Annotated in this window: 25 protein-coding genes and 4 tRNA genes; 8 read left to right on the forward strand and 21 right to left on the reverse strand. The window is 58.7% G+C overall.

Annotated elements, in window-relative coordinates; genetic code table 11:
- Window positions 1–243: 243 nt before the first annotated feature.
- The 10 genes from rplL to AC13Q5_RS02585 form a co-directional block, all read right to left on the reverse strand.
- The gene (gene rplL / locus AC13Q5_RS02540; protein ID WP_015339593.1) at window positions 244–627 is read right to left on the reverse strand and encodes a 50S ribosomal protein L7/L12; all 384 of its coding nucleotides are present in this window, start codon (window positions 625–627) and stop codon (window positions 244–246) included.
- 58 nt (window positions 628–685) lie between these two features.
- On the reverse strand, window positions 686–1,204 hold the full coding sequence (rplJ, locus tag AC13Q5_RS02545; protein WP_004123444.1) for a 50S ribosomal protein L10: 519 nt from the start codon (window positions 1,202–1,204) through the stop codon (window positions 686–688).
- 331 nt (window positions 1,205–1,535) lie between these two features.
- Window positions 1,536–2,234: a 50S ribosomal protein L1 gene (rplA, locus tag AC13Q5_RS02550; protein ID WP_047637053.1), complete on the reverse strand. Its 699-nt coding sequence runs from the start codon at window positions 2,232–2,234 to the stop codon at window positions 1,536–1,538.
- 4 nt (window positions 2,235–2,238) lie between these two features.
- On the reverse strand, window positions 2,239–2,670 hold the full coding sequence (gene rplK, locus AC13Q5_RS02555) for a 50S ribosomal protein L11 (protein WP_069614842.1): 432 nt from the start codon (window positions 2,668–2,670) through the stop codon (window positions 2,239–2,241).
- Window positions 2,671–2,882: 212 nt separating this feature from the next.
- The gene (gene nusG, locus AC13Q5_RS02560) at window positions 2,883–3,413 is read right to left on the reverse strand and encodes a transcription termination/antitermination protein NusG (RefSeq protein ID WP_075857230.1); all 531 of its coding nucleotides are present in this window, start codon (window positions 3,411–3,413) and stop codon (window positions 2,883–2,885) included.
- Window positions 3,414–3,431: 18 nt separating this feature from the next.
- Window positions 3,432–3,632: a preprotein translocase subunit SecE gene (gene secE / locus AC13Q5_RS02565; RefSeq protein WP_069614841.1), complete on the reverse strand. Its 201-nt coding sequence runs from the start codon at window positions 3,630–3,632 to the stop codon at window positions 3,432–3,434.
- A gap of 195 nt (window positions 3,633–3,827) precedes the next feature.
- Window positions 3,828–3,903, reverse strand: a tRNA-Trp gene (locus AC13Q5_RS02570).
- 212 nt (window positions 3,904–4,115) lie between these two features.
- Complete coding sequence (locus AC13Q5_RS02575; RefSeq protein ID WP_457878653.1) at window positions 4,116–4,961, reverse strand: 3-deoxy-manno-octulosonate cytidylyltransferase; 846 nt, start codon at window positions 4,959–4,961, stop codon at window positions 4,116–4,118.
- A gap of 35 nt (window positions 4,962–4,996) precedes the next feature.
- On the reverse strand, window positions 4,997–5,683 hold the full coding sequence (locus AC13Q5_RS02580) for a glycosyltransferase (protein WP_488500771.1): 687 nt from the start codon (window positions 5,681–5,683) through the stop codon (window positions 4,997–4,999).
- A gap of 329 nt (window positions 5,684–6,012) precedes the next feature.
- Complete coding sequence (locus tag AC13Q5_RS02585; protein WP_488500772.1) at window positions 6,013–6,906, reverse strand: NAD-dependent epimerase/dehydratase family protein; 894 nt, start codon at window positions 6,904–6,906, stop codon at window positions 6,013–6,015.
- A gap of 155 nt (window positions 6,907–7,061) precedes the next feature.
- Between AC13Q5_RS02585 and AC13Q5_RS02590 the strand changes: the two genes are divergently transcribed.
- Window positions 7,062–7,592 (forward strand): GrpB family protein, encoded by a 531-nt coding sequence (locus tag AC13Q5_RS02590; protein WP_075857227.1) that lies wholly within the window; start codon window positions 7,062–7,064, stop codon window positions 7,590–7,592.
- Window positions 7,593–7,711: 119 nt separating this feature from the next.
- Here AC13Q5_RS02590 and tuf read toward each other — a convergent pair whose 3' ends face one another.
- The 4 genes from tuf to AC13Q5_RS02610 all read right to left on the reverse strand — a co-directional run bounded on the left by tuf (window position 7,712) and on the right by AC13Q5_RS02610 (window position 10,095).
- Window positions 7,712–8,887 carry an elongation factor Tu gene (tuf, locus tag AC13Q5_RS02595; protein WP_075852341.1) on the reverse strand — a complete coding sequence of 392 codons (1,176 nt, stop codon included), beginning with the start codon at window positions 8,885–8,887 and terminating at the stop codon, window positions 7,712–7,714.
- Window positions 8,888–9,305: 418 nt separating this feature from the next.
- Window positions 9,306–9,737 (reverse strand): DUF3597 domain-containing protein, encoded by a 432-nt coding sequence (locus AC13Q5_RS02600; protein WP_457880149.1) that lies wholly within the window; start codon window positions 9,735–9,737, stop codon window positions 9,306–9,308.
- 174 nt (window positions 9,738–9,911) lie between these two features.
- Window positions 9,912–9,985: transfer RNA gene (locus AC13Q5_RS02605), tRNA-Gly, on the reverse strand.
- Window positions 9,986–10,010: 25 nt separating this feature from the next.
- A tRNA-Tyr gene (locus AC13Q5_RS02610) sits at window positions 10,011–10,095 on the reverse strand.
- A 199-nt stretch (window positions 10,096–10,294) separates the two neighbouring features.
- On the opposite strand from AC13Q5_RS02610, the gene rlmB reads away from it, so the two are divergent.
- The 3 genes from rlmB to AC13Q5_RS02625 all read left to right on the forward strand — a co-directional run bounded on the left by rlmB (window position 10,295) and on the right by AC13Q5_RS02625 (window position 12,846).
- Complete coding sequence (rlmB, locus tag AC13Q5_RS02615) at window positions 10,295–11,203, forward strand: 23S rRNA (guanosine(2251)-2'-O)-methyltransferase RlmB (protein ID WP_075852339.1); 909 nt, start codon at window positions 10,295–10,297, stop codon at window positions 11,201–11,203.
- 40 nt (window positions 11,204–11,243) lie between these two features.
- Window positions 11,244–11,933: an AprI/Inh family metalloprotease inhibitor gene (locus tag AC13Q5_RS02620; protein WP_488500773.1), complete on the forward strand. Its 690-nt coding sequence runs from the start codon at window positions 11,244–11,246 to the stop codon at window positions 11,931–11,933.
- 118 nt (window positions 11,934–12,051) lie between these two features.
- Window positions 12,052–12,846: a class I SAM-dependent methyltransferase gene (locus tag AC13Q5_RS02625; RefSeq protein WP_488500774.1), complete on the forward strand. Its 795-nt coding sequence runs from the start codon at window positions 12,052–12,054 to the stop codon at window positions 12,844–12,846.
- A gap of 15 nt (window positions 12,847–12,861) precedes the next feature.
- On the opposite strand, the gene AC13Q5_RS02630 is transcribed toward AC13Q5_RS02625, so the two are convergent.
- The 3 genes from AC13Q5_RS02630 to AC13Q5_RS02640 all read right to left on the reverse strand — a co-directional run bounded on the left by AC13Q5_RS02630 (window position 12,862) and on the right by AC13Q5_RS02640 (window position 13,780).
- On the reverse strand, window positions 12,862–13,155 hold the full coding sequence (locus tag AC13Q5_RS02630) for a hypothetical protein (RefSeq protein WP_488500775.1): 294 nt from the start codon (window positions 13,153–13,155) through the stop codon (window positions 12,862–12,864).
- A 143-nt stretch (window positions 13,156–13,298) separates the two neighbouring features.
- Window positions 13,299–13,568 carry a hypothetical protein gene (locus AC13Q5_RS02635; RefSeq protein WP_015339580.1) on the reverse strand — a complete coding sequence of 90 codons (270 nt, stop codon included), beginning with the start codon at window positions 13,566–13,568 and terminating at the stop codon, window positions 13,299–13,301.
- A gap of 136 nt (window positions 13,569–13,704) precedes the next feature.
- Window positions 13,705–13,780 (reverse strand) — tRNA-Thr (locus AC13Q5_RS02640).
- Window positions 13,781–13,937: 157 nt separating this feature from the next.
- On the opposite strand from AC13Q5_RS02640, the gene AC13Q5_RS02645 reads away from it, so the two are divergent.
- Window positions 13,938–14,711: an NAD kinase gene (locus AC13Q5_RS02645; RefSeq protein WP_075852335.1), complete on the forward strand. Its 774-nt coding sequence runs from the start codon at window positions 13,938–13,940 to the stop codon at window positions 14,709–14,711.
- A 105-nt stretch (window positions 14,712–14,816) separates the two neighbouring features.
- On the opposite strand, the gene prfB is transcribed toward AC13Q5_RS02645, so the two are convergent.
- The 3 genes from prfB to AC13Q5_RS02660 all read right to left on the reverse strand — a co-directional run bounded on the left by prfB (window position 14,817) and on the right by AC13Q5_RS02660 (window position 20,044).
- Window positions 14,817–15,948, reverse strand: a protein-coding gene (gene prfB, locus AC13Q5_RS02650; protein ID WP_488500776.1) for a peptide chain release factor 2 whose coding sequence is annotated in 2 segments (ribosomal slippage) — window positions 14,817–15,878 and window positions 15,880–15,948 — 1,131 coding nt in all. Because the reading frame shifts where the segments join, the coding sequence is not laid out codon by codon here.
- A 125-nt stretch (window positions 15,949–16,073) separates the two neighbouring features.
- On the reverse strand, window positions 16,074–18,536 hold the full coding sequence (locus tag AC13Q5_RS02655; RefSeq protein ID WP_457880123.1) for a penicillin-binding protein 1A: 2,463 nt from the start codon (window positions 18,534–18,536) through the stop codon (window positions 16,074–16,076).
- Between the two features lie 257 nt (window positions 18,537–18,793).
- The gene (locus AC13Q5_RS02660; RefSeq protein ID WP_488500777.1) at window positions 18,794–20,044 is read right to left on the reverse strand and encodes an N-acetylmuramoyl-L-alanine amidase; all 1,251 of its coding nucleotides are present in this window, start codon (window positions 20,042–20,044) and stop codon (window positions 18,794–18,796) included.
- Window positions 20,045–20,687: 643 nt separating this feature from the next.
- On the opposite strand from AC13Q5_RS02660, the gene AC13Q5_RS02665 reads away from it, so the two are divergent.
- A complete protein-coding gene (locus AC13Q5_RS02665) occupies window positions 20,688–23,585 on the forward strand; it encodes an Rne/Rng family ribonuclease (RefSeq protein WP_488500778.1) in 2,898 nt (965 codons plus the stop codon).
- A gap of 303 nt (window positions 23,586–23,888) precedes the next feature.
- Here the strand turns inward: AC13Q5_RS02665 and AC13Q5_RS02670 are convergent, their stop codons facing one another.
- Complete coding sequence (locus tag AC13Q5_RS02670; RefSeq protein ID WP_488501157.1) at window positions 23,889–25,046, reverse strand: pyridoxal phosphate-dependent aminotransferase; 1,158 nt, start codon at window positions 25,044–25,046, stop codon at window positions 23,889–23,891.
- A 212-nt stretch (window positions 25,047–25,258) separates the two neighbouring features.
- On the opposite strand from AC13Q5_RS02670, the gene AC13Q5_RS02675 reads away from it, so the two are divergent.
- Window positions 25,259–26,026 carry a DsbA family protein gene (locus tag AC13Q5_RS02675; protein WP_075852330.1) on the forward strand — a complete coding sequence of 256 codons (768 nt, stop codon included), beginning with the start codon at window positions 25,259–25,261 and terminating at the stop codon, window positions 26,024–26,026.
- Between the two features lie 208 nt (window positions 26,027–26,234).
- Window positions 26,235–26,672: a type II 3-dehydroquinate dehydratase gene (gene aroQ, locus AC13Q5_RS02680; RefSeq protein WP_457880119.1), complete on the forward strand. Its 438-nt coding sequence runs from the start codon at window positions 26,235–26,237 to the stop codon at window positions 26,670–26,672.
- Window positions 26,673–26,683 lie beyond the last annotated feature (11 nt).

Below are 26,683 nucleotides of genomic sequence, written 5' to 3' on the forward strand. Positions count from 1 at the left end.
TGCACCCGGGCCTGCAACGGATGGGAATCACTGGCCAGGCGACCCCATCAATCAATGAGTAGTTCAATCTCGTCTATCTAACCGAAAACCGCTCAGCCGGATTGCGTCGCGGTTCGGTTTGAGACCATCCTCTTGAAGAACCCATTACCCAAAAGCCGTTTTGCCCGCGGCTTTTGGGTAATTCGTTCAGAAAAACGGCAAATGGGAGGCGGCAAAAAGCCACCTCCCAAAGCAGTTTCAAGCTTACTTAACGTCGACCTTAGCGCCGGCGTCTTCGAGCTTCTTCTTGATGTCAGCAGCTTCAGCCTTGGAAACAGCTTCCTTGACAGCCTTCGGAGCGGCTTCAACGAGGTCCTTGGCTTCCTTGAGGCCCAGGCCGGTGATGGCGCGGACTTCCTTGATGACGTTGATCTTGTTCGCGCCGGCATCAGCGAGGATGACGTCGAACTCGGTCTTTTCTTCTTCAGCAGCTGCAGCAGCGCCGCCAGCACCACCGGCAACGGCAGCAACAGCTACCGGAGCAGCGGCGGAAACGCCCCACTTTTCTTCGAGAAGCTTCGACAGTTCTGCGGCTTCGAGAACGGTCAGCGAGGAGAGGTCGTCTACGATCTTTGCGAGATCAGCCATTTTGATAGTTCCTTTTGTTCGGTTCGAACTGGTTGGTTATGAACAGCGAAAAACCGCCTTACGCGGCTTCGTCCTTCTTGGCGTAGGCCGAGAACACGCGAGCAAGCTGGCTTGCCGGCGCTGCAACAACACCTGCGATGCGGGTAGCCGGAGTCTGGATCATGCCCAGCAGCTTCGCGCGCAGCTCGTCCAGCGAAGGCAGGGTCGCGAGCGACTTTACACCTTCGGCGTTGAGCGTTGTTGTTCCCATGGCGCCGCCCAGTACAACGATCTTGTCGTTGCCCTTGGCGAAATCCACGACGACCTTCGGAGCGGTAATCGGATCAGTGCTGTATGCGATCAGCGTCTGACCGGTGAAGAGATTGGAAATCCCTTCCGCATCCGTGCCCTGAAGAGCGATTTTGGCCAGGCGGTTCTTCGCGACTTTGACGGTGCCGCCAGCAGCGCGCATCTTGGAACGGAAATCGTTCATCTGAGCGACTGTAGCACCAGCATAGTGGGCCACGACAACCGAGCCCGAAGCCTTGAAGACTTCGTTCAGTTCCGTGACGAATTCGCGTTTTTCCGCTCTTTCCACTGCTTTTCTCCAGTTGACAGGACCGGGTTAACGGGCCTGCCGGGTTGCCTTTTGCCTCCTGGGATCAAGAGAGATCCCAAGCGACGCTTGAGGATCCTGTCCCCTCGCGCTCGAGCCATACGGCTCCAAGGCACAAGGCATCCAAGGCTCGAACCGAGTTCATCGAAGCGATGCTTCTTCAAAATTCGGGTCTTACCCGTCTCATGCAGGCTTAAGTGATTAAGGGATAACCACCTGCAATCTCGGACAGGAATTCCGGATTTTTCCGGAAATCCCGGCCCCGAAAGGCCGGGAATTCTTAAATGCCGGGCACAAAGCCCAGCGAAATCAATCAGGCGCTCGGCGCCGTAACCGTCGACGGCTCGATCTTGACGCCAGGACCCATGGTCGAGGAGATCGCTACGCGCTTGACGTAGTTGCCCTTGGCACCAGCCGGCTTCGCCTTGATGACAGCATCAGCGAAGGCGCGGATGTTTTCTTCCAGAGCCTTGGCTTCGAAGGAGGCCTTGCCGATACCGGCATGGACGATACCAGCCTTCTCGACGCGGAACTCGACAGCGCCGCCCTTGGAAGCTTCAACAGCTGCCTTGACGTCCATCGTAACGGTGCCAACCTTCGGATTCGGCATCATGCCACGCGGGCCGAGAACCTTACCGAGACGACCGACCAGCGGCATCATGTCCGGGGTGGCGATGCAGCGATCGAAATCGATCTTGCCGCCCTGAACGATTTCGACCAGGTCTTCAGCGCCGACAATGTCAGCACCGGCAGCCTTGGCTTCGTCGGCCTTGGCGCCACGAGCGAAAACGGCAACGCGAACCGTACGGCCAGTGCCGTTCGGCAGGTTGACGACGCCGCGAACCATCTGGTCTGCGTGACGCGGGTCAACGCCGAGGTTCATCGAGATTTCGACCGTCTCGTCGAACTTGGCGACGGCACGTTCCTTGACCATGTTGATGGCCAAATCCAGAGCATAAAGCTTGGTCGGATCAACGCCTTCACGAATCTTCTGAATACGCTTTGCTACCATGGTCTTAGCCCACCACTTCCAGGCCCATCGCGCGGGCAGAGCCCTCGATCATGGCCATTGCGCCCTCGATATCGGCGGCGTTCAGATCCTTCATCTTGGCTTCGGCGATCGCCTTAACCTGAGCCTTGGTCAGGGTGCCAGCCTTGGCGCCCTTGCCCGGGGTCTTCGAGCCGGACTGGATCTTCGCTTCCTTCTTCAGGAAGTAGCTGACCGGCGGCTGCTTCATGACGAAGGTGAAGGACTTGTCCTGGTAGTAGGTGATGACGACCGGGATCGGCATACCCTTTTCCATTTCCTGCGTGGCGGCATTGAACGCCTTGCAGAATTCCATGATGTTAATGCCACGCTGACCAAGCGCAGGACCGATCGGCGGCGACGGATTCGCCGAGCCGGCCTTGACCTGCAGCTTGAGCTGGCCTGCAACTTTCTTAGCCATTTCTCTCTGCCTTTCTACATGACCGGTTGCCCGGCCTACTATGCCGGATCGCTCCGGCGGCTGCGGTTGCGTGGTACGGATCACCAGGTCCGGCTAAGACCCTACCCTTCCACGCGGATTGCGGCTTTGCCGCGAGATATAAGCAAACACTTACTTATATCCAAACTCAAACAAAAGGCCAGCCGCCAGGCCAACCTTTCGTAGAAATCACATCAGACCTTCTCGACCTGGCTGTATTCCAACTCGACCGGCGTAGCGCGGCCGAAAATCGACACTTCCACCTTCAGGCGCGAACGCTCTTCGTCCACATCCTGAACCGTGCCGTTGAACGATGCGAACGGACCGTCGGATACACGAACCTGCTCGCCGATTTCGAAGGATACGGAGGCCTTCGGCCGCTCAACGCCTTCCTGGACCTGACCGAGAATGCGCTCGGCTTCATAATCCGGAATCGGAACGGGCTTATTGTCGGAGCCGAGGAAGCCAGTAACCTTCGGCGTATTCTTGATCAGATGGTAGGCCTCATCCGTCAGGTTAGCGCGCACGAGCACATAACCCGGGAAGAACTTGCGCTCGCTATCAACCTTGCGGCCGCGACGAACCTCGACCACCTTTTCGGTCGGCACAAGGATCTTCTCGAACAGATGCTCGAGACCCTTCTGCTTGGCCTTCTCCTCAATGGATTCAGCCACCTTCTTTTCGAAATTAGAATAAGCGTGGACGATGTACCAACGTGCCGCCATGTTCATCTCCACCCGATATCAATTGCCGGTATTCAGCACATAGCTGAGAATCCAGCCAATGAGCTGGTCAGCAGCAAAGAAAAACAGCGAGGCGAACACGACCATGACGAGCACCATCACCGTCGAGATCATGGTCTCGCGGCGCGACGGCCAAGTAATTTTCGACGTCTCGGAGCGCACCTGCCGCAGAAACGCTAGTGGATTCGTTTTGGATGCCATTGACTGCCCACGCAATTACGGCGCGTAAAGCTGAACATATCAGCCCCACGCACCGCGTGTCTGTTAAACCCTACATAAACACCGATTCCCGATTTAACAAGAGGCAATACGGCGTTTTCTAAAATTTGCCGACAATCCGGCATGACCCTTAACCCAAGAAGCTGCGAAACAACGCGCCAGTCAAATCAAGGAAAGTGGCAGGGGCAGCAGGGCTCGAACCTACGACCTGCGGTTTTGGAGACCGCCGCTCTACCAACTGAGCTATACCCCTTCTTCCTTCGAATATTCGCTTCAAGCGGTGGACCGCCCGAGCAGTTCGAAGACATGGCGCTCCCTTTAAGGCGGGACGAAACGATTGGCAAGAGCGTTTTTTTCTTTTTCCCAATCGAACCCGCAACTTCACATGGGACAGTCTCGAACAGAAGATCTGCCGCTGAGGCGAAACCGCCGCGAATGCTACGGAAAGGATGCCCCTCGCCTTCGCTATTCCCCGGGAGAACCTTTCGGCTTGCGCTTGAGAAATTTCGGCCTGAGGCGACGCATGAAGTTATCCGCGGAACGAATCACATTCGTCAGGGAGATCAGCTTGTCTATTTCGGCATCGGTATTGCCGAGCCGCTCCGACAAAACCTCGGCCGCGGCCAAAGCAATCTCGGCCGGCGGAACCTCAGTGAAGCGCTGCGCAAGGCGGATATAGGGGTTCAACGCAACCCCGCCGTGGATGGTGATCTTTCCCAACCGGGCAAACAGGCGCAGGAAGGTCTGCTCGAAGCTCCAATCATGGGCAGAAACCACCCTCCACTTCTGGCTGCGTCTGGCCGAGAAACCCGCAAGCACGATCGCGCCGGGCAGTTTCAGGTCGCTGAGCCAGAGCGCCATGGCAAAGCCGCTCGTCGGCGTCTTGCCCTCCGTGTAGAAATCCGAGCAGAAGCCCACGAGATCGAGGTGGCCGGTCGGCGCTCCCTGGAAATCAGCGGCGGGATTGAGTTTCTCCTCCGGTCCGAGGCGGATATTCATGATGCCGAGGAAATATTCCTTCGGAAAGAATTTGACGACCTCGCCCACTTCGCCGCGATAGACGATGTTGGCACCGCGCGGCTGCCCGCGGGAGATCAGCAGCGAATGCCCGTGGAACGGGCGATCCAGAACCTTGTAGACCTTGTTGAAGAAGACGAAGAGCGCGGTCTGTGGAAACTGCGCCTGCAGGCTTGCGATATCGACCGCGTCGCTATTGGCGACCAGGACGATATGGGAAAACCCAGTCAACGTGGTCCGCCATTCATCGGCGCTGCTCAAACCGGCCGCGGAACCCGCAGCCGGTAGGCCGATATTACTGACGCCTGGCGTTCTCTGATCCAATTCGCTCACTTCTGTTGAACGTGCAGCATCCGATCGCGCATGGCGAACCATTCTCCGGCGTAGTCGTCGTTGCGATATTCGTCGAAATACGGGCCGCCATCGGTGAAGTGCACGAGCTTGGCATCTTCACGATAGTCGTATTCGTTGACGAGATAGTTCCAGGTCACCGGCACCTCGCCGATCTGGTCGTCATTCTCCAGCCACTTGAACTGATGAAGCTGGAGGCCGGTTGCCGTATTGACGAAATCCTTCGTCAACGCCGTGCATTTGGCGTTGTTGAACAGGATCATGCTCGACCAGTTCTTCTTTTCATACTTCGTCTGCGTCTGACCGAGGAACTTGGTTTCGATCTTCGGCTGATAGTCGTGCTTGACGCACATGGCGGCATAGCGGTCGTCGCGCAGCGCCCAAAGCTCGGCAATATCGGTGCGGGCGAGCATGTCGCAATCCATGAAGATGCTCCAGCCCTGATAATCGCTGAGATAAGGCACGAGGAAGCGCGAGAAGGAAAATTCGGTCGACTGCAGCGGATTGCGCTCGCGCGTGAAGATGCCTTCGAGATTGTTGAGCACGATCGGCGAGAAGACCACCGGAATAGACGAGCGCTCGATGATGCTCTGGGTCAGGACGTGATAGGCCACGACCTCCTTGGAATCGAACCCGACGAAAATACGTGCAACATTATCCTTCATGATACCTCCGAAACGGCTGAGCGCTTGCAGGTCAGCCGACTATTATCTTTCGTCGCGACGCAAATCGCGCGCTGTCCACCCTTGAGACCCATCGGCCGGAGGGTGCTGGTTCGAAACACGGGCACGGATATACCGGGCCATGCGCTGCAATCTCTAGGAGATGCTTCGCGAACGCAACCCTACTTAAATAAACGGCGATATTTGTCGAGTGTTTGCGGAAGCATTTTTGGTTTTGCTGCGTAACAAATGGAGAGGCGCCCTTACCCGGATCAATATGTCTGCCGGGCGCCGACACAAAGCACCCGGCCGATTGCAAGGGCTACCTCCCCTCAGACCTTCACATATTTCCGCCAGTCGTGCTCTTCCTTGAAGCCCAAGACCTCACGGATCTTGCGGTTGGACAACAAGCCCTCATACTCGCCGATCTCGCGCGTGAACGGCACATTCGGAAAGTGCCTGGCGGCAAGTTCTCGTGAAGGCGTATTGGCCGATACCGTGTCGTTTGCGGCATTGAACACCTGGAAGCCGAGGCCATTCTTCTCGATGCAGAGATGGACGATCTGGCCGAGATCGCGGGCGTCGATATAGCTCCAGGCAATACGCTTGCGGATTTCGCTGTTGGCGAAAAACTCGGGGAAGCGCTCGTACTCGTGCGGCTCGATGACATTGCCGATACGCAGCGCGTAGATATCGATGCCGAAGCGCTCGGCAAAGGCGCGGGCGGTCTTCTCGTTCACCACTTTGGATAGACCATAGGAATCCATCGGATTGACGTCGTAATCCTCCTCCAGCGGGAACTGATGGAAGTCGCGATGGCCTTCGGCGAAGCAGATGCCATAGGTCGTCTCGCTGGAGGCGACGACGATCTTCTTCACGCCGAGCTTCGCGGCCGCCTCGATGACATTATAAGTGCTCATCGTGTTGATGCGGAAAGTCTCGTTGTCGGGCTTGATCAGGATGCGCGGAATGGCGGCGAAATGCACGACGGCATCGAAAGGCTGTACACCCTTGCCCTGATCGAGATCGGGAAAATCGCGGTGCATGGTCAGCACATTATAGACTTGTCCCGCATCAGTGACATCAGCCACCAGATTCGTGACACCGGGGCTGTTCAGCGGCACGAGATCGATATTGTGGACTTCATAGCCGGCATTGACCAGCCAGGGAACAGTGTGACGTCCAGCCTTGCCGCTGCCGCCGGTAAACAAAATACGTTTCTTCATGAAATCTCCTCCAGATAAAATCGAGCGATACATAGGCCCTTGCCTCCATTTCGCAAGACACGGCTTGGTGACCCGTCGCTTTCCCGGCAAAATAATCGGATCGACTCGGTAAAGCATATTGCGAGTGCCGAGAGCGGCAAGAGGAGACGGGACGGATGCGGCCGATCACGCTTGTCGAATACGACCCGCAATGGCCTCTTCTCTTCGAAAGCAGAAGCCAGACAATCAGCCTGTTGCTTGGCCATCTCGCCACGTTCCATCACATCGGCAGCACGGCGATCGCTGGATTATGCGCCAAACCCAAGCTTGATATCGATGCCGTCCTCTTTTCGGAAGAGGCCAGGCTGGATGCGACGGAGCGCCTGAAGGAGGACGGATATCGCTTTCACGGCGATCTGCATGGCGCCGGCCGCTGGGCCTTCACCAAGGATGAGACACCTTACGGCACGCGTCTCTATCTCTGCCTGCCTGATAACGAGGCTCACCGGGAGCGCCTTCTCTTCCGCGACTATCTGCGCGCGCATCCTGAACTTGTCGCGAATTATGCGATATTGAAATGGCGCCTGGCCAAAGAGGCCAACGGCGATTGGGATCACTATACCGGCGGCAAAAGCGATTTCGTTGCGGATGTCGTGCGCTGTGCGAAGGCGGGCATACAACAGGAAAATCATGTCACCGATGCGTGACATGTGTTCGCATTGTGCAAATTCCGCCTGAGCGACGGATGCGCGTCGACGGTATGTCGGAATGCAAAAAGGCCCCGCTGTTTCCAGCGGGGCCTTTTTGTAAAGGAATAATCCTGGGATTACTCGACGATGGAGGCAACGATGCCTGCGCCGACGGTACGGCCGCCTTCGCGGATCGCGAAGCGAAGCTTTTCTTCCATCGCGATCGGAACGATCAGCTCAACGGCAACCGTGACGTTGTCGCCAGGCATGACCATTTCCGTGCCTTCCGGAAGCGTCACGATGCCCGTCACGTCAGTCGTACGGAAGTAGAACTGCGGACGGTAGTTCGTGAAGAACGGCGTATGACGGCCGCCTTCTTCCTTCGTCAGGATGTAGGCTTCAGCCATGAACTTCTTGTGCGGCTTCACAGAGCCCGGCTTGCACAGGATCTGACCACGCTCGACGCCGTCACGGTTAACACCGCGGATCAGCGCGCCGATGTTGTCGCCGGCCTGGCCCTGGTCGAGCAGCTTGCGGAACATTTCAACGCCGGTAACCGTCGTCTTCGACGTCGGACGAATACCGACGATTTCGACTTCTTCACCAACCTTGACGATACCGCGCTCGACGCGGCCCGTCACAACCGTACCACGGCCAGAGATCGAGAACACGTCTTCGATCGGCATCAGGAACGGCTGGTCGATCGGACGCTCCGGCGTCGGGATGTAGGCGTCAACCTGAGCCATCAGCTCGCGGATCGCGTCTTCGCCGATCTTCTTGTCCGAATCTTCAAGAGCAGCAAGCGCCGAACCCTTGACAACCGGGATGTCGTCGCCCGGGAAGTCGTAGGACGACAGAAGTTCGCGAACTTCAAGCTCGACCAGCTCGAGAAGTTCTGCGTCGTCAACCTGGTCGACCTTGTTCAGGAACACGACGATCGCCGGAACGCCAACCTGGCGGGCGAGCAGGATGTGCTCGCGCGTCTGCGGCATCGGGCCGTCAGCAGCAGAGCAAACCAGGATCGCGCCGTCCATCTGCGCGGCACCCGTGATCATGTTCTTGACGTAGTCGGCGTGGCCGGGGCAGTCAACGTGCGCATAGTGACGGTTCGGCGTCTCGTATTCAACGTGGGCCGTCGAGATCGTGATACCACGAGCCTTCTCTTCCGGAGCAGCGTCGATCTGGTCGTACGCCTTGAACTCGCCGAAGTACTTCGTGATCGCTGCCGTCAAGGACGTCTTGCCGTGGTCAACGTGACCGATCGTACCAATGTTAACGTGCGGCTTATTGCGCTCAAACTTACTCTTTGCCATTTGAATGCTTCCTATGAACGTAATGAGTGACCCCGGCGAACCGGTTTAGTGCCGCCGTTTAAGGCTTTCGTCGCGTTTGCGCAAGACTTAATTGCAGGCCCTATTTTCGACAAAGCCCGGCCGATGGCGCATGATCCGCAGCCTTCGACATTCCTTCGCCGCACAAGGTTCGCCAGCCTTTCCGGCAAAACATAAAAGCGTTCGCCGGTTCAGTCGGTTAGATAGGAGCGTTCAGGAAGGAATTCCAGATCTCCGGCGCCCGAAACCCGACCGAACATCTGATTGCCGCATAATAAAACACGCCCTCGCCCATCGGCGGGAGCGCGCAATCGTCAACCGACAATGATCGCTCATTGCCGCAGCCAGCATTGCCATCCGGCGGCGCCCGCAATGGCCGACCGCCGAGGGCGAAAGGCTATCAATCGAGAAGATCGGCCGGCACCTTGCCGCCATTGTCCGCAAGCTTCTGCAGAAGAGCCTTGTGGAGGAACATATTCATCTTGGCGGAATCGCCAGCATCGCCCGTATAGCCGAGTTCCTGCGCCAGTTCCTTGCGCTCCGAAAGGCTCGCATCCATGCCGAGCGCCTTCATCAGGTCGACGATCGAATGTTTCCAATCCAGCTTCTGGCCGCTCTTCTTGACGGCGGCGTCGAGGATCGAGGCGATATCCACCGGAGCGGACGGCGCGCTGGTGGCAGGCGAAGTTGCTGCCGTCGTCGCGGACGGAGCCGGCGTTGCCGCAGGTTCCGGATTGGTTGTTGCCGCCGTGCTCTGCGAAGGTGCCGGAGCTGCCTCGGCAGCCTTGGCTTCTCCCCAGATTGCACCCTTGATCTTGTCGAAGATACCCATTTGCGCTCTCCCGTTTCGGTTGCCTGAGCAATATCTATCGCTCGCGGGGATATAAGCAACCCTTCGTGTCAAATATGCAAAGGTGGGCGGGCACATGCAGCGCGATAAGCATGCCGACACAACACTCTCTTCGTCACCGCGAAGAAGGGTCGAGAAGCTAACAAATTGAAATCTTGGAGCGGGTAGCGGGAATCGAACCCGCGTATTCAGCTTGGAAGGCTGCTGCTCTACCATTGAGCTATACCCGCGGGATGGTCAAGATCCGGCACGGAATGGTGGAGGGAGTTGGATTTGAACCAACGTAGGCTGAGCCAACGGATTTACAGTCCGTCCCCTTTAACCACTCGGGCATCCCTCCAGTTTTCCGACTGGATCTTGCGACCAAGCTTGCTAGATGTTGGCGTCGCCGCCGTCATCTGCGCCGCGTATATGACCGGACGATTTCCGTCTGTCAACACAAGGAATTGCCAAAAATGACGAAAAAATTTCAGCCTGTGGGAAAAGCCCGGCACGGAAAGAGGACTAGGCGCTCAAGATGGCGCTGGTTATAAAGCCGCATGAGCAAAGACAAATCATCCGGCCGTCAGGGCCAAGACAGCACCGCCGACGACCGCTCGGCCAAGGACACTCATTATGCAACGCTGAGGCGCGCCCATCGCGATGCCAAGCGCGAGCGCGGCGAGATCCCGACGCCAGCGCCGCAGAAGCGCAAGAAGGCTGGCGCCGATGACTGGAAGCCGCCGGCGCTCGCGCCCGATCAGGTCTTTCTCTATGGCCTGCACACGGTTCGCGCGGCGCTGAGTAATCCAGAGCGCAAGAACATCAAGCTGTCCACGACGCAGAATGCGCTGGTGCGGCTGGAAGTCGGCCCGGCCGATCAACTCGGTATCCCGGTCGAGATCGTCTCGCCGCAGGATATCGACAAGGTGCTTGGCCCCGAAGCGATTCACCAAGGCGTGATGCTGGAAACGCGCCCCCTGCCCGTGCGCCGTCTCGAGGCATTGAAGGACAGTCCGCTGCTGCTGGTTCTCGATCAGGTGACGGACCCACACAATGTCGGCGCCATCATGCGCTCGGCCGTCGCTTTCGATGCGGGTGCCGTCATCACCACGCAGCGCCACAGCCCGACCGAATCAGGTGTCATGGCAAAATCGGCCTCGGGCGCACTCGAACTCATACCCTATATACAGATCACCAATCTCGCTGATGCGCTCGCTGAGCTGCACCGGCTCGGCTTCACGACGATCGGGCTTGATTCGGAAGGCCCCGCGCCGCTCGAAGGTACCTTCAGCGGCGACAAGATAGCGCTCGTGCTCGGTTCCGAGGGCAAGGGCCTGCGCCAGAAGACGCGGGAAACAGTGAGTGCGCTTGCCCGGCTCGACATGCCGGGCGCGATCAAATCGCTCAATGTCTCGAATGCAGCCGCGATCGCGCTATATGCGACGCGGTCCTATCTCAAATCATAGCGGCGCCGTTGGCGGTCGCAGCACGTTGGGAGAATTTGCCTTGATCCGTCTTCTCGGTCTAGCGGCGGTTTCCGCCGCCTTTGCTTTGACAGCGGTCCAGCCGGCGCGCGCGGCCGATGACGAAATGGTTCAGGCGCAGGCCGGTCAATGGCTGGTCGCACCTGAAAGCGGTGCCAAGGGCTGCCGCCTGACCTTTGGAACGAACACTGCTTCCGGCGGCTACGAAATTACCGGGGCGGATGCCTGCGCGACGCCCGTGCCCGCTCTCGTCAAGGCCAAGATCTGGAATTTCACCGACGACGGTTCGCTTGCCATCGCCGATGCCGAGGGCAAACCGCTCATGCGCTTCCAGCAGGAGGAAGGCTCGCCGTGGGAAAGCGAAGGCGGCGACCCGACCTGGCTGCTGCCGGCGCTCGGCGACGTCGATCACGTGCCGACCGCCGCGAGCCTTGCAGGCGCCTGGCGCATCCAGACACCGGACGGCAAGCCTATCTGCGATATCACGCTCACCACCGACAAGGATCAGGACGGCACCGCCAAGATGTCACCGGGCAGCGACTGCGCCAGCGAAGTCGGCGACCTCAAGCTCTCCCTTTGGGCGACAGAGGGATTCGGGCTTGTCATGCTGGGCAATGACGGCTCCTCTCTCTCCTTCGATATGAAGCCCGACGGCAGCTTCCAGAAGTCCGAAGAAGAGGAAGGCGAACCGCTGCTGCTGGTCCGCAAATAAGGTGATTGAGCCATACCGAAGCGCGCTACGGCTTGACGTATCAGAAATGTGACTATGTTTTCTGAAACCGGCATGAGGCCGGCAAAGAGTGTCACATAAGCGGACAGGTGCGGCGCGCATGGTACCATCGAATATCCGAAAGTTCATTTTCCACGACCTTCGCAGCGTGGAGGGATATATCGATCCACCGGACGCACTCGTTTTTCTTTCGCTCCTCGAATCCCAGAGACAACACGGCCTTCATGGCGGCCTGGCCGAAATCGGCATCTATTTCGGACGATCCTATTTTTTGTTGAAGAAGATCGCCGCCCCCGACGAAGATGTTCTCGGCATCGATCTCTTCGACATCGGTAACATGTCGGATGGCATATCAGACCAATATCGTCTGTTTCTAGAACATGGGGATCGCCTCGGTCTGCCCGTCGATGAAGATATGCTGCTTGTCGGTGACAGCAGGACTTTTTCTGCGGAGGAGATTACCGATAAGGTCGGCACGGTGCGTTTCTTCAGTGTCGATGGCGGGCACAGCCTGCCCAATCTCGTCTCCGACAGCCACCTGGCCCGGGACACGGTTGCAGATCATGGCATCATCGTCTTCGACGATACATTCAATCCGGCCTGGCCGGAGGTGACCGTTGGCATGGCGGATTTCATCCGCGACAACGACGATGCTTTTTCGACCTTCTGCATGACGAAGTACAAAACCTACGTCTGCCGTCGCGAGTTTCATGACTTCTATCGCGCGGCCATAGAGCAGGCTCCACATCTCGGAGCATTCGAATTGGCCGAAACTCATTTCCTGGGATGCGATGCCATACGCCTGCACAATCCCTTCAGCCGGCGCCTCCTCTACGAGCTTATGACGCGCTCAGGCATGGGTGCGCTCTCCGAGCGAGCCTATCGTTGCCAATAGACTAGGCAGCGGCGCTCATCTGACTACCATCGGTGCCGGATGCCAGGCCGATTGCCGCACAGGCGATCTCTCGGTGACCGGGCATCCATCCTGCAGCTTGGCCCAGGAGGTGACATTAAGATTCATCTCGCATTGCGCAAGATAGCTCTTGTCGCCCACGGTCATGCAGGCGATCTCGCCGACCGCATGCTGCTTTCCATCCGTATTTTTGCAGTAGCAATTTTCACCGGCAAATACCGGCGCGCCTGCAATCACCGCGATCACGACAAGCGGCAATCCCAAGACGACATGCCTCGATATCTCGTGCATGAACGTATCCTCACCCGCCATTGACGAGCGAAGTCTATGCCTAATTCCGGCATTGGAAAAGCTCCGGCATTTCAGCCGATCGCAGGCCTCCGTTCCGCCGCAAGCTTCTGCATGGCAAGGCAGCTCAAAACAAGGTGGCGAGATCAGTGAATCGCAGGATCAGCTTCGTCGAAGAACGACCTGATCCCATCGCGAGCGATCGTCGCCAGGAACTCATCGAACGCCTCGCGATCGGTCGCGAAGGGCTCTTCCCATTCGATCAAATCCTCTTCCGGAGTGATGACCTCCATCCTCCAGTCGGCATTGGTGCCGGCCGGGCGAAAGATATCGACCAGGACGGTCACGCCATCGTCGGTGAATTCACCCGAAAGCTCGGAGTGTTCGAGTTTAGGCTTCTTGGGCTTGCTCGGCATATGGTTCCAGGCACACGGATATAATATTGATCACGGCTACGAGCGTTTGGAACTCGTTGGCAACGACATATTATGTCACCATCGTCGGTTTTCCATACCGGAGATGAAACGATCGACGATTTTCAGGAAAAAAATCTGGTGCCCCCGGCAGGGTTCGAACCCGCGACCCCCTGATTACAAATCAGGTGCTCTACCAACTGAGCTACAAGGGCGTATCGGCATGCCAAGTAACAGATTTTGAAATCCTGTAAAGGGAAAATCGGTCGATCCACGTCAAAGCTGGGGATCGGCGATTCACCAGTTCGAGCGAAACGTCTTGTCGCGGCAAGGGAATAACATTACGTAGAATCGCCATTCAAAGGACTTTGCATGTCGCGCAATCTTCAATCCGTTTGTTTTCTCGCCTCCACCGCGCCAGAGGCTCAAGCGGCGCGGCAGGAGCTCATTCGCCTCTATGGCCAGACATCGCAGGAAGATGCAGATATCGTCGTAGCTCTCGGCGGCGACGGTTTCATGCTGCAGACGCTGCACAAGACGATGAATACGGGCAAACGCGTCTATGGCATGAACCGCGGGTCCATCGGCTTCCTGATGAACGACTACCGCACGGATGGCCTGGCGGAGCGTATCGAGGCGGCTGTCGAAAACGCGTTTCACCCCCTGCAGATGACCACGCGCAATGCCGATGGCAGCTCCTGCGTCGCGCTCGCCATCAACGAAGTCTCGCTGTTTCGCCAGTCCTATCAGACCGCAAAGCTGAAGGTGGAGATCGACGGGCGGGTCCGCCTGCCGGAGCTGATCTGCGACGGGCTGATGGTGACGACGCCGGCAGGCTCTACCGCGTACAATCTTTCCGCCCATGGCCCCATCCTGCCGCTGGAAGCGCCGCTGCTCGCCATGACGCCCGTCAGCGCCTTCCGCCCGCGCCGCTGGCGTGGTGCCCTTCTTCCGAACAAGGTGACGGTCGACATCACGGTCCTCGAAGCGGAAAAGCGTCCGGTCAACGCCGCGGCCGACAATACCGAAGTCAAATCGGTCCTCGGCATTCAGATCCGCCAGAGCGAAGACACGACGGCTCGCATCCTGTCCGATCCGGACAGGTCATGGTCGGACAGGATTCTGGCGGAACAATTTTCGGATTAAGCGGGACATCTGCGCGAGGCCCAAAAGGCCAGAGGCAGCCAGGCACAATGCACCATAAAAAAAGCCCCGTCTCCGGGGCTTTTCCATGCTCGAACGGATGCGACCTTATTCGACGTCGTCGACAACGGCATCGGCAGCACCGCTAATGCGGTGTGCAAGAGCTGCTTCCATGAACTCGTTGAGATCGCCGTCCAGAACGTCGCCGGGCGCCGTGCTGGCAACGCCGGTGCGCAGATCCTTGACCAGCTGGTAGGGCTGCAGCACGTAAGAGCGGATCTGGTGACCCCAGCCGATGTCCGTCTTCGAAGCGGCTTCGGCATTGGCAGCCTCTTCCCGCTTCATCAATTCGGCCTCGTACATGCGGGCACGCAGCATGTCCCACGCCTTGGCGCGGTTCTTGTGCTGGGAACGCTCCTGCTGGCACTGCACGACGATACCGGTCGGAATATGCGTGATTCGCACGGCCGAGTCGGTCGTATTGACGTGCTGGCCGCCGGCGCCTGACGAGCGGTAGGTGTCGATGCGGCAATCGCTTTCATTGATCTCGATCTGGATCGAATCGTCTACGACCGGATAGACCCAGATAGACGAGAACGACGTGTGACGACGCGCATTGCTGTCATAGGGCGAAATGCGAACGAGGCGATGCACGCCCGATTCGGTCTTAAGCCAGCCATAGGCATTGTGACCCTTGACGAGCAGCGTCGCAGACTTGATGCCGGCTTCTTCGCCGTCATGAACTTCGAGCAGCTCCACCTTGAAGCGCTGGCGTTCGGCCCAGCGGGTGTACATGCGCAACAGCATGTTCGCCCAGTCCTGGCTCTCGGTGCCGCCGGCGCCGGAGTGGACTTCGAGGTAGGTATCGTTCGAGTCGGCCTCGCCCGACAGCATGGCTTCCACCTGCCGGCGTGCTGCTTCCGCCTTCAGGCCTTTTAGGGCGTCTTCGGCGTCGCGCACGACATCGACATCGCCCTCTTCCTCGCCAAGTTCGATCAGCTCGATATTGTCAGCAAGCTGCTGTTCGAGGGTACGCACGCCGCCGATACCATCATCAAGCTGCTGGCGTTCGCGCATCAGCTTCTGCGCTTCGGAAGCATCGTTCCAGAGGGTCGGATCCTCTGCCTTGTTATTCAACCAGTCCAGTCGTCTTACCGCCTGATCCCAGTCAAAGATGCCTCCTCAGCAGGGTGATAGCCTGCTTGGTTTCGTCGACTATTTTCTCGATTTCGGCTCTCATGATCCTGCTTCTTCAATTCGCCGCCCAGGACGAGCGGCATTCAATTTCAAGAGTGCTGGTGACATAGATATACATGCCGCTGGTGTAAAGCCCTGCGGCATGGGGATCGGACAAATTGGAAAGGATCAGAACAGGCCGCCCGATCCGGAAGTGACAGCCTGGTTCGCCTGCGGCGAGGTACGCAGAATTTCCTCAGGCGCAACCTGTGCCGCTGCATCGCCGCCGCCAATGACCTGCAGGCTGGTGGCCGGGCCGGTGCCGGGCTTGAAGGCTTCCATGATGGCATTCGGCTCGCCGGGCTGTGCGGCCATGCCGGTCGCGCGGTTGACGGCGACCATCGTCATGCCGGCCGGAACCTGGAATTTCTCGGGCGCCTCGTCCTTGGTGGCTGCCTGCATGAATTCGTTGAAGATCGGCGCCGCGAGCGCGCCGCCCGTGCCGCCGCGGCCGAGCGTGGCCGGCGTGTCATAGCCGATATAGAGGCCGGCGACGAGGCTCGGCGTGAAGCCGACGAACCAGGCATCCTTCTCATCATTGGTGGTACCGGTCTTGCCGGCGACATCGGTGTTGAGCTTGATCTTGCCGGCGGCGGTGCCGCGGATGATGACGCCCTGCATCATCGACGTGACCTGATAGGCCGTCATCGGATCGAGCACCTGTTCGCGATTGTCGGCGATGACAGGCTCGTCCTGGTTCTGCCAGGCGTTGACGTTGCAATTATCGCAGACGCGTTCCTCATGCTTGAAGATGGTCTTGCCGTAACGGTCCTGGATACGGTCGATCAGGGTCGGCTTGATCTGCTTGCCGCCATTGGCGATCACCGAATAGGCCGAAACCATGCGCAGTACCGTCGTTTCGCCGGCACCGAGCGACATGGCGAGCACCGGGTTCATGTGGTCATAGATGCCGAAGCGCTCGGCATATTCGGCAACCAGCGGCATGCCCATATCGGAAGCAAGACGGACCGTCATCAGGTTGCGCGAATGTTCGATCGCAAAGCGAAGCGTATGGACGCCACCGCCCTCGCCTTCGTAGTTCGTCGGCTTCCACACATCGCCATTGCTGAGCGTGATCTGCAGCGGGTCATCGAGAATGACCGAGGCTGGCGTATAGCCATTATCCATGGCGGCAGCGTAGACGAACGGCTTGAACGAGGAACCCGGCTGACGCTTGGCCTGCGTCGCACGGTTGAATTCCGATTGCGCATAGGAGAAGCCGCCGACCATGGCGAGCACGCGCCCGGTATGCGGGTCCATGGCAACGAGACCGCCCTGCACCTTCGGCGGCTGGCGCAGACGATAGCTGCTCGAATCGGCATTGCCGGTCTTCTGCACGTAAATCACGTCGCCGGGGCTCAAAACGCCGCTCGGCGATTTGACCGATTTTCCACTGGCCGACCGATAGGCCCAGCGCATGTCGGCGGGAGCGATCGTGCCGCGCGTCCGCTCCGTGGATACCTTGCCGGCGGCATCGACGCGCGGCTGCAAGCCGATATCGACACCCTGATCCGATACGGAAAGGACGACAGCGACCTGCCATTCCGGCACATCACTAAGGCTTGGAACCTTGGCGAGCTCGGCGCCCCAATCCTGCGAGGTGGCAATCTGCTTGAGCGGGCCGCGATAGCCGCGACGCTCGTCATAATCGACCAGACCATCCTGCAGCGCCTTGCGAGCTTCCAGCTGCATCTGCGGATCGAGCGACGTGCGGACGGAAAGGCCACCTTCATAAAGGGTCTTCTCGCCATACTGGTCGATCAGCTGGCGGCGAACTTCCTCGGAGAAATAGTCGGACGCAAAAAGCGACGGGCCACTTTTCGGCGGCACGACGCCGAGCGGCTGCTTCTTTGCCTCTTCGCCGTCGCTCTGGCTGACATAGCCATTCTCGACCATGCGATCGATCACCCAGTTGCGGCGGGTCAGCGCTGCCTCGGCACGGCGGAACGGATTATAGTTCGACGGGCCTTTCGGGAGCGATGCCAGGTAGGCCGATTCGGCAATGGTCAGCTCGTTGACCGACTTGTCGAAATAGGTGAGCGCGGCGCCAGCGATACCGTAGGAATTGAGGCCGAAATAGATTTCGTTCAGGTAGAGCTCGAGGATCTTGTCCTTGCTGTAGGCCTGCTCGATGCGGAAGGAGAGAATCGCTTCCTTGATCTTGCGGTCGAACGTCTGGTCGGCCGAGAGCAGGAAGTTCTTCGCGACCTGCTGCGTGATGGTGGACGCACCGACGAAGCGGCGACCGGACCCGATATTCTGCAGGTTCACGGCGACGGCGCGGATGAGACCGCCGACGTCAACGCCGGGATGGTTGTAGAAATTCTTGTCTTCCGCCGAAAGGAAAGCCGCCTTGACGCGATCGGGAATCGCTTGGATCGGCACGAAAAGCCGGTTCTCGCGCGAATATTCCTTCATCAGCGCGCCGTTGCCGGCGTGAATGCGCGTCGTTACCGGCGGCGCATATTTGGCAAGCACCTCGTAGTCGGGCAGTTCCTTCGAGACCACGCTCAGATAGATGGCAGCCGCAGCCGCTGCACCCAGAAACAGGAGGCAGCCGAGGCCAAAGAAATATCCAATCAGTCTGATCATCTGATACTACCGGTGCTTGTTCTTCATGCGGCACGTGCGCGAGATCATCGCATAGTCACGGGCGTTTTGCACGCTCGCGGCGTGAATGCAAGACGGCAATGGGACAAAGCCAGCTTCATACGCGAGCAAATGATACTTCGCTGTAACGGCGGGAATGTGAGCAAAATAGGGCTCGCCGCCGGTATTCCAATTTCATCCAATTCTAAAGTGCATCGCTGTTACATGGAAGCCACGGCGGATCGCCCTATCCAGCGCCGTCAGCCGCCGTTTGCGATAATCGATATGCGATATTGCTTCACCGCCTCCGTCAGCCGGTCGGCGACCTTCTGCCGCCAGTCGGCATCGAGCAGCAGCTTCTCATCCTCCTTGTTGGAGAGAAAGCCGAGCTCGAGCAGAATCGAGGGCACATCCGGCGCCGTCAGAACCTGAAAACCGGCGTGACGATGCGGGTTATTGATCATGGAGATCTGCCCGTTGAATGACGACAGTACATCCTGCGCCAGCGAAATGGAGAAGGCCTGGGTCTCACGGCGAGTCAGGTCCATCAGAATATCGTTGACGGCGGCAGGCTGGGTTTGGGTCTCGGCGCCTGCGATCTGATCGGAGTTGTTTTCACGATCGGCCACCTCGCTGGCGAGCCGGTCAGACGCCTTGTCCGAAATGGTATAGACGGTCGCGCCGCGAATATCCTTCTGCTTCAGCGTATCGGCATGCAGCGAGATGAAGAGCGAGGCGCGATTCTGCCGGGCGATCGTCACGCGTTCGGACAGGGATAGATACTGATCCTTATCGCGCGTCAGGAAGGCCTTGATGCCGGGCTGCGCATTCAGCTTGTCGGCAAACATTTTCGCAAATGCGAGCGTGATGTCCTTTTCCTGCGTGACACCATCCGTACCGGTCGCACCCGCATCGATACCGCCATGACCGGCATCGACAGCAACAAGGAATACATTCGGATCGGCCTTCTGCGTTGGCTCGACCGGGCCGACATCCTTGGCGGTATCGTCGCTCGTCCAGCTCTGCTTCTTCACCAGCTCGGCGAACTGTTCGGCCGGCAGCATCTCTGCATCGAGCACAAGGCGCTGCCCCTTGCCGTTTTCATCAGCCTGAACCTTGGCCGTGACCAGCTTTACCGGCTTCTTTGCCGTCAGCACGATACGAGCGCTGTCCGCATCCATCGTGCCATAGCGAATATCCTTGAAGAGGCCTGCCGGCTTGAGGTTGCCGGCCGGGAAGCCGAATGCCGTCGCCGGAAGATCGACGACGACGCGGACGGGATTGTCAAGGTAGTGAACCGTGAAAGTGGGAGCTCGGTCCATGTCGATAACGATACGCGTGCGTGCATCGTCACCTGCAATGCGGGCGCCATAGGCAAGTACGGAATCATCCGCCGCCGCTACCGGCGCAAATGCCGAAACCGAAACCAGAATCACCAGGGCGAAGGCCGCTGCCGCAAATCGCAAAGCCTTCACGCCACTCTCCGCCACATGCCGCAATCCCTTTACCAAGTGCCCAACGCGCCCCATATTGGTTTCAGCGTTGTTTTTGAAGTCCCAATAAACGGGAACCAGGTTTGACCTGATGGCTACATCGATGATGCACCGGGAGATGAATCGACAAGACACCCTCCCGCGTTCTCATCATCCGACGAATCCATCAATATTATGGCATACTTGGCTTTTCCCTTGCTATTGTGACAGATAAAACATACAACGCATATTAGGGTAGAAGTGTTGACGGGATAGAGTCGTCGCAAAGGCAGCCGCCTCGAGTACCAGGCGCCAATAAGCGGCATTCATCCGCCGTCTGCAGTACTTCTGCTCGAAACAGTGGATATCTGAATTTCCGGTTTCAAACGGGAAATTCATCGGTGGAAAGCCACCAAACGCTCTTTAGAGAGCACATTCATCGGACCCATTTGTGGGTCTAAGGCATAGTCGATCTCGCTTGGTTACGGATGTTACCGCAGCAGCTTTTTCACAAAGTGAACAGACCCCAGGGAAATGATGCCCCGGCTGCCGTCTGGATGCTGTCATCGCCGAACCACTCGCGACTTTCATTATCCGGTGCAACAATCGCGGATCGTATCCGGCCTGTCCCATCGACAGGCAGGCCCCCATCCGCTTGTCTGCGCCGAGGAGCACAGCTTTCATGGCAGACAAAATGCTTATCGATGCGTCTCACGAGGAAGAGACGCGCGTCGTTGTCGTTCGCGGGAACCGCATAGAAGAGTTTGACTTCGAGTCACAGCACAAGAAGCAAATTCGCGGCAACATCTATCTTGCAAAGGTAACGCGGGTAGAACCCTCGCTTCAGGCCGCTTTCGTTGACTACGGCGGCAACCGGCACGGCTTCCTGGCCTTTGCCGAAATCCATCCCGATTATTACCAGATCCCGCTTGCCGACCGTCAGGCGTTGCTGAAGGCCGAGGCCGAAGAGCATCGCCGCGACGACGATGTCGAGCATGTCGAAACGGCGCTCGATCTTTCGCAGCAGGAACAGCCCGATATCGGCATCGTGGCGAAGGAAGGCGAAGAAGCCGAGGTGCCGGCTGCGATCGGCGAAGAGGCCCCTGCTGCCGAGGCAGCGGCACCCGCCGAAGAAGCAGCTCCGGCCAAGAAGGCAAAGCCGCGCCGCAGCCGTAAGAAGGCAGTAGCAGAGGCTCCCGCCGAAGAGACCTCCGTCCCCGAAGCAACGGCTGCCGTCAATGCGCCGAGCGAGGAAGAAGAAGGTCCGTCGGGCGAAATGGCCGCTATGGTCGAAACCGATTCGATCTCCGAGGATGTCGCAACCTCCAAGCGCCGCCACGATGACGACGATGATGATGACGATCACGACCATGAAGAGGAAGTGATCGAATCCGTCGGCGCCGAAGACGCGATGGAAGAAGTTCCCGATCGTGCCCAGCGCAAGCCGCGTAAGCAGTACCGCATCCAGGAAGTCATCAAGCGTCGCCAGATCCTGCTGGTGCAGGTGGCCAAGGAAGAGCGTGGCAACAAGGGTGCAGCACTCACCACCTATCTCTCGCTCGCAGGTCGCTATTCGGTTCTGATGCCGAACACGGCACGTGGCGGCGGCATTTCCCGCAAGATCACCAATCCGCAGGACCGCAAGCGCCTGAAGGAAATCGCCAAGATGCTCGAAGTGCCGCAGGGCATGGGCGTCATCCTGCGTACCGCCGGTGCCAACCGCACCAAGGTCGAAGTCAAGCGCGATTTCGAATATCTGATGCGCCTGTGGGAAAATGTCCGCACACTAACGCTCGCATCGACCGCGCCGTGCCTGGTCTATGAGGAAGGCAGCCTGATCAAGCGCTCGATCCGCGACCTCTACAACAAGGATATTGGCGAGATCATCGTTGCCGGCGAAGAAGGCTATCGTGAAGCGAAAGACTTCATGAAGATGCTGATGCCGAGCCACGCCAAGGTAGTTCAGCCCTACCGCGACATTCACCCGATCTTCTCGCGCTCCGGCATCGAGGCGCAGCTTGACCGTATGCTGCAGCCGCAGGTAACGCTGCGTTCCGGCGGCTACCTGATCATGAACCAGACGGAAGCGCTGGTCTCGATCGACGTCAACTCCGGCCGCTCGACCCGCGAACATTCGATCGAGGACACAGCGCTCCAGACGAACCTGGAAGCCGCCGAGGAAATCGCGCGCCAGCTTCGTCTGCGCGACCTCGCCGGTCTGATCGTCATCGACTTCATCGACATGGAAGAAAAGCGCAATAACCGCGCTGTCGAAAAGAAGCTGAAGGAATGCCTGAAGAACGACCGCGCCCGCATTCAGGTCGGCCGTATCTCGCATTTCGGCCTTCTGGAAATGTCGCGCCAGCGTATCCGCGCATCGGTTCTCGAAAGCACCACGCAGATCTGCTCGCATTGCGGCGGCACCGGCCACGTACGCTCGCAGTCTTCCGTCGCCCTGCATGTCCTGCGCGGCATCGAAGAATACCTGCTCAAGAACACGACGCACGATATCACCGTGCGCACGACGCCAGATATTGCGCTCTATCTCCTTAACCACAAGCGCCAGACGATCATCGATTATGAAAGCCGCTTCGGCGTCGCCATCGTCATCGATGCCGACAACGCCGTCGGCACGCAGCACTTCGCGATCGACCGTGGCGAGCCGGTTGCCAATCCGGTAAAGATCGAAAGCCTGTTCAACTTCGCAGCCATCCCGGACGATGATGACGACGATATCGTCATCGAAGCCGATGAGGATGAAGACGAAGAGCTGGAGGAAAAGGCTGTAAGCACAGAGCAGCCTGCCGCCCGCTCCGAAGGCAATGACGGCAATCGCAAGCGCAAGCGCCGCCGCCGCCGCCGTGGCCGCGGCAACGACGGCCAGGCCGCTCCGGCTTCTGAGGACGCCTCCTTGACCAATGTTGCCGAGGATGCAGACGGAGAAGAAGGTGATGATGACGAGGCTGATGCCGGCGCAGAAAATGCCGCATCCGCCGGCGGTGACGATGACGCGCAGCAGAAGCGCAAGCGCCGTCGTCGTGGCAAGCGTGGTGGCCGACGCAACCGTGAAAATGAAGGCAACGAACAGACTGCCGCGGGCGAGGAAGCCGGCGACGGCGAAGCCGATGAGAATGACGCCGAAGGCGGTGACGAAGCAACCGTAACGGTGGCCGAGATCGCAGTTGCCGAAGGCGAAGCCGCCGTCGAGGCACAGCCCGCCATGGCAGCGGTCGAAACGGCAGCCGTCGTCACCGAGGACGTCAAGCCCGCCAAGGGCCGCGGTCGCCGCAAGGCAAAGGCTGCCGAGGCATCGCCGGTCGAGACGCCGGCTGTCGAAGAAGTGTCCTCGGCAGACGTCGAAACCGTAGCAGTTACCGAGATCGCCGAGGTTTTGGATAATACGGCAGAGGCGACAGCGTCCGAGGATGCGGCCAAGCCGGCTCGTGCCAACCGCGAATCCAACGTTTCTTCCTCCGCTCCGGTGGTAAAGTCGACCCGCACCAATGAAGGTGGCGAAGGCGACGGAGAGCCGACCAAGCCGAAGAAGGCCGGCTGGTGGCAGCGCCGCGGCTTCTTTTAAGAAGCCCGACAGCGAATGATCTGACAAAATCCGGCCGTGGCGACGCGGCCGGATTTTTCGTTTCCATTATCCGACGTAGTTGCCCGTCATGCCTAAGCACACGGCGCGAAAGCACGCCGCGGTTTTGCGACGACGACATGGGCGCAATCAAAGACGTAAATCGCGAGAAGCGAATCTGAAAGATCGCGACGCGCTTTAGGGCGAGAGAAACGAGCCTTGGAGATTGCGATAGGCTATATGCATATGGCTTCTCGACCTGCGAAAGTGCTTTCGCAAGTTTGCCCAAGCCATTGATTGTGGATTCTATTTCAGCCAGGCGGCCATGCGTTCGGTGGCTTCTTCGATCTCGGCATTCGAGCCGGCATAGGAAATCCGCATCGCGCGGTGTCCTTCCACGGGATCAAAATCGAGGCCGGGCGTCGCAGCGACATTGATCTCCGCCAGCATCTTTCGGGCGAATGCCATGCTGTCATTCGTAAAGCGGCTGACATCGATATAGGCATAGAAGGCCCCGTCCATCGGCGAAGCAATGCGGAATCCGATTTCCGGCAGCCGGCGCATGAGGAAATCGCGGTTGCGGCCATAACTCTCGCGGTAGACGTCGAGCTCGGCACCGGCGCCGAGCGCCGCCTCAGCCGCAATCTGCGACAGTTCCGGCGCTGAAATGTAAAGGCTCTGGGCAACGCGCTCGATCGGGCGGACCAGCCGCTCCGGCAAGACCATCCAGCCGATGCGCCAGCCGGTCATGCAATAATATTTCGAGAAGGAGTTGATGACGATCGCCTCGTCGGTCAGCTCCAGCGCGCTCGTCTCCTCGCCGACGAAGGTCAGCCCATGATAGATCTCGTCGGAGATGAAGGCGATGGAGCGATCCGCACAATAATCAGCCAGCGCCTTCAAAGCCGCCCTGCCCGTCACCGTGCCTGTGGGATTGGCGGGGCTTGCGAGCAGCACGCCCTTCAGGCGCTTGCCGCTTGCAGTCTGTGCCGCCTCCAGGCTCTCGGGCGTAAGCGTAAACTGCGTTTCCTCGGTGACAGGGACCTCGACGACATCGAGGCCGAGTGCGGCAAGGATATTACGATAGGCCGGATAGCCCGGCCGGGCGATAGCCACGCTGTCGCCGGCATCGAACAGGGTCAGGAAAGCAAGATTGAAGCCGGCCGATGATCCGGTCGTGATCGCAATGCGCTTCGGATCGATGCTCAGGCCGTGGCGTGCCTGGTAATGGGCGGAGAGTGCCTGTCGCAGTGCCAGAGTGCCGAGCGCATCCGTATAACCGATGCGACCATGGCCGAGAGCTGCGCGGGCAGCCTCCAGCGCGGCCTGAGGTGCTGGGTGGGACGGCTGACCGACAGCCATGGAGATGACCGCGTGTCCGGCCTGGCGTCGCCGCGTCGCTTCCGCCAGCACGTCCATGGCATGAAAAGGTTCGACATCACTGCGCTTGGATAGGGAAAACAAGGTCAATTCTCTCTCGGGTCGGATAGGCAAGCGACATTTGCCGCAATATCGGCTCGTTCACAATCCTGCGATTACCGCTTTGTCGTGAAAATTCCTGTTTCTGGAAATAAGGACGCACCGTAAATTGTCGACGCATATTTGCGGATGTTAACTCAGCGATGCTATGGCGCATCCGAGAATGACGTCTCCGCCCAGATCCAAACGAGGACCCAATGACCTTTTCTTTCAAAAGCCTGCTGACGGTTTCGGCGATTGCCCTGACAGCGTCCTTCGCCACCATCCAGCCGGCCGCCGCGCTGGACGACCAGCAGAAGAAGGAAATCGGGGATTTCATCAAGGAATATCTCGTCGAGCATCCAGAGGTGCTGCTGGATGCGCAGGCCGCGCTCGAAAAGAAGCAGGATGAGGCCCGCATTGCGCAGTCGTCCCAGGTGATCACCCAGAACAAGGATGCGATCTTCAACTCCAAGGACGACGTGGCGATCGGCAATCCGAAGGGTGACATCACCGTCGTCGAGTTCTTTGACTATAACTGCACCTATTGCCGTCACGCGCTCGGCGACATGGACACGCTCCTGAAGCAGGACAAGAACGTCCGCTTCGTCCTGAAAGAATTCCCGATCCTCGGTCAGGATTCGGTTGCCGCGTCCCGGGTTTCCGGCGCGTTCCGCCTGCTCGCGCCTGAAAAATATGCCGAATTCCACCACAAGCTGCTCAGCAGCGACGGCCGCGCCTCCGAAGACACCGCCATCGAGGTCGCCACCTCGCTCGGCGTCAGCGAAGCCGCCATCCGCGCCGAAATGGCAAAAGCGCCGAACACCGACATGATCAAGGCGACCTACCAGCTTGCCACCGATCTTGGCGTCAACGGCACGCCCGCCTATGTCATCGGCAACGAGATGGTTTCCGGCGCGATCGGGCTCGATGCCATCAAGGAGAAGATCGCCAACGTTCGCAGCTGCGGCAAAACGAGCTGCTGAACAGCGCAAAAATCCACCCTCAAAAGCGGGGAGGCAAAGAGCCTATCCGCTTTTTTGAGAGCTTCGGAACGACGCCGCGGCATGGCATGGCGCAAAAATGCCAAAATCACGGCGTTTCCACACCTAGAGGCACGCAACCTTCGCACCAGGGCTTTCCTACAGAGCCTTGGGAGTCTATAGGTTGCGCTGCACTTTGACGGAACCTCTGATGGCGCAAACTATTTTCGTCCTTAACGGACCCAATTTGAATGCTCTCGGCAAGCGCGAGCCGGGCATCTATGGCGGCAAGACGCTCAAGGATATCGAAGCCGACTGCAAAGCCGCCGGTGAAAGCCTGGGCTTCATCGTCGATTTCCGCCAGAGCAATCACGAAGGCGTGCTGGTCGACTGGATGCACGAAGCTGGCGACAAGGCCGCCGGCGTCGCAATCAATCCCGGCGCCTATGGTCATACGTCGATCGCGCTGCATGATGCGATCCGCGCCATCTCCATTCCCGTGGTGGAGGTGCATATCTCCAATATCCACGCACGCGAAGAATTCCGGCACAAATCGATGATCGCGCCCGCTGCAAAGGGCATGATCTGCGGTTTCGGACCTTATGGCTACATCCTGGCGCTTCATGCGCTTAAATCCATCACCCAATAACAAAAATACAG

The organism is Martinezella sp. CNPSo 3964 (genome assembly GCF_057784375.1).

Coding starts and splice junctions, on each gene's coding strand:
- rplL (WP_015339593.1), bottom strand. CDS start 627: ATGGCTGATCTCGCAAAGATCGTAGACGACCTCTCCTCGCTGACCGTT.
- rplA (WP_047637053.1), bottom strand. CDS start 2,234: ATGGTAGCAAAGCGTATTCAGAAGATTCGTGAAGGCGTTGATCCGACC.
- rplK (WP_069614842.1), bottom strand. CDS start 2,670: ATGGCTAAGAAAGTTGCAGGCCAGCTCAAGCTGCAGGTCAAGGCCGGC.
- nusG (WP_075857230.1), bottom strand. CDS start 3,413: ATGGCGGCACGTTGGTACATCGTCCACGCTTATTCTAATTTCGAAAAG.
- secE (WP_069614841.1), bottom strand. CDS start 3,632: ATGGCATCCAAAACGAATCCACTAGCGTTTCTGCGGCAGGTGCGCTCC.
- AC13Q5_RS02580 (WP_488500771.1), bottom strand. CDS start 5,683: ATGAAGGATAATGTTGCACGTATTTTCGTCGGGTTCGATTCCAAGGAG.
- AC13Q5_RS02585 (WP_488500772.1), bottom strand. CDS start 6,906: ATGAAGAAACGTATTTTGTTTACCGGCGGCAGCGGCAAGGCTGGACGT.
- AC13Q5_RS02590 (WP_075857227.1), top strand. CDS start 7,062: ATGCGGCCGATCACGCTTGTCGAATACGACCCGCAATGGCCTCTTCTC.
- tuf (WP_075852341.1), bottom strand. CDS start 8,887: ATGGCAAAGAGTAAGTTTGAGCGCAATAAGCCGCACGTTAACATTGGT.
- AC13Q5_RS02600 (WP_457880149.1), bottom strand. CDS start 9,737: ATGGGTATCTTCGACAAGATCAAGGGTGCAATCTGGGGAGAAGCCAAG.
- rlmB (WP_075852339.1), top strand. CDS start 10,295: ATGAGCAAAGACAAATCATCCGGCCGTCAGGGCCAAGACAGCACCGCC.
- AC13Q5_RS02625 (WP_488500774.1), top strand. CDS start 12,052: ATGGTACCATCGAATATCCGAAAGTTCATTTTCCACGACCTTCGCAGC.
- AC13Q5_RS02630 (WP_488500775.1), bottom strand. CDS start 13,155: ATGCACGAGATATCGAGGCATGTCGTCTTGGGATTGCCGCTTGTCGTG.
- AC13Q5_RS02635 (WP_015339580.1), bottom strand. CDS start 13,568: ATGCCGAGCAAGCCCAAGAAGCCTAAACTCGAACACTCCGAGCTTTCG.
- AC13Q5_RS02645 (WP_075852335.1), top strand. CDS start 13,938: ATGTCGCGCAATCTTCAATCCGTTTGTTTTCTCGCCTCCACCGCGCCA.
- AC13Q5_RS02655 (WP_457880123.1), bottom strand. CDS start 18,536: ATGATCAGACTGATTGGATATTTCTTTGGCCTCGGCTGCCTCCTGTTT.
- AC13Q5_RS02665 (WP_488500778.1), top strand. CDS start 20,688: ATGGCAGACAAAATGCTTATCGATGCGTCTCACGAGGAAGAGACGCGC.
- AC13Q5_RS02675 (WP_075852330.1), top strand. CDS start 25,259: ATGACCTTTTCTTTCAAAAGCCTGCTGACGGTTTCGGCGATTGCCCTG.
- aroQ (WP_457880119.1), top strand. CDS start 26,235: ATGGCGCAAACTATTTTCGTCCTTAACGGACCCAATTTGAATGCTCTC.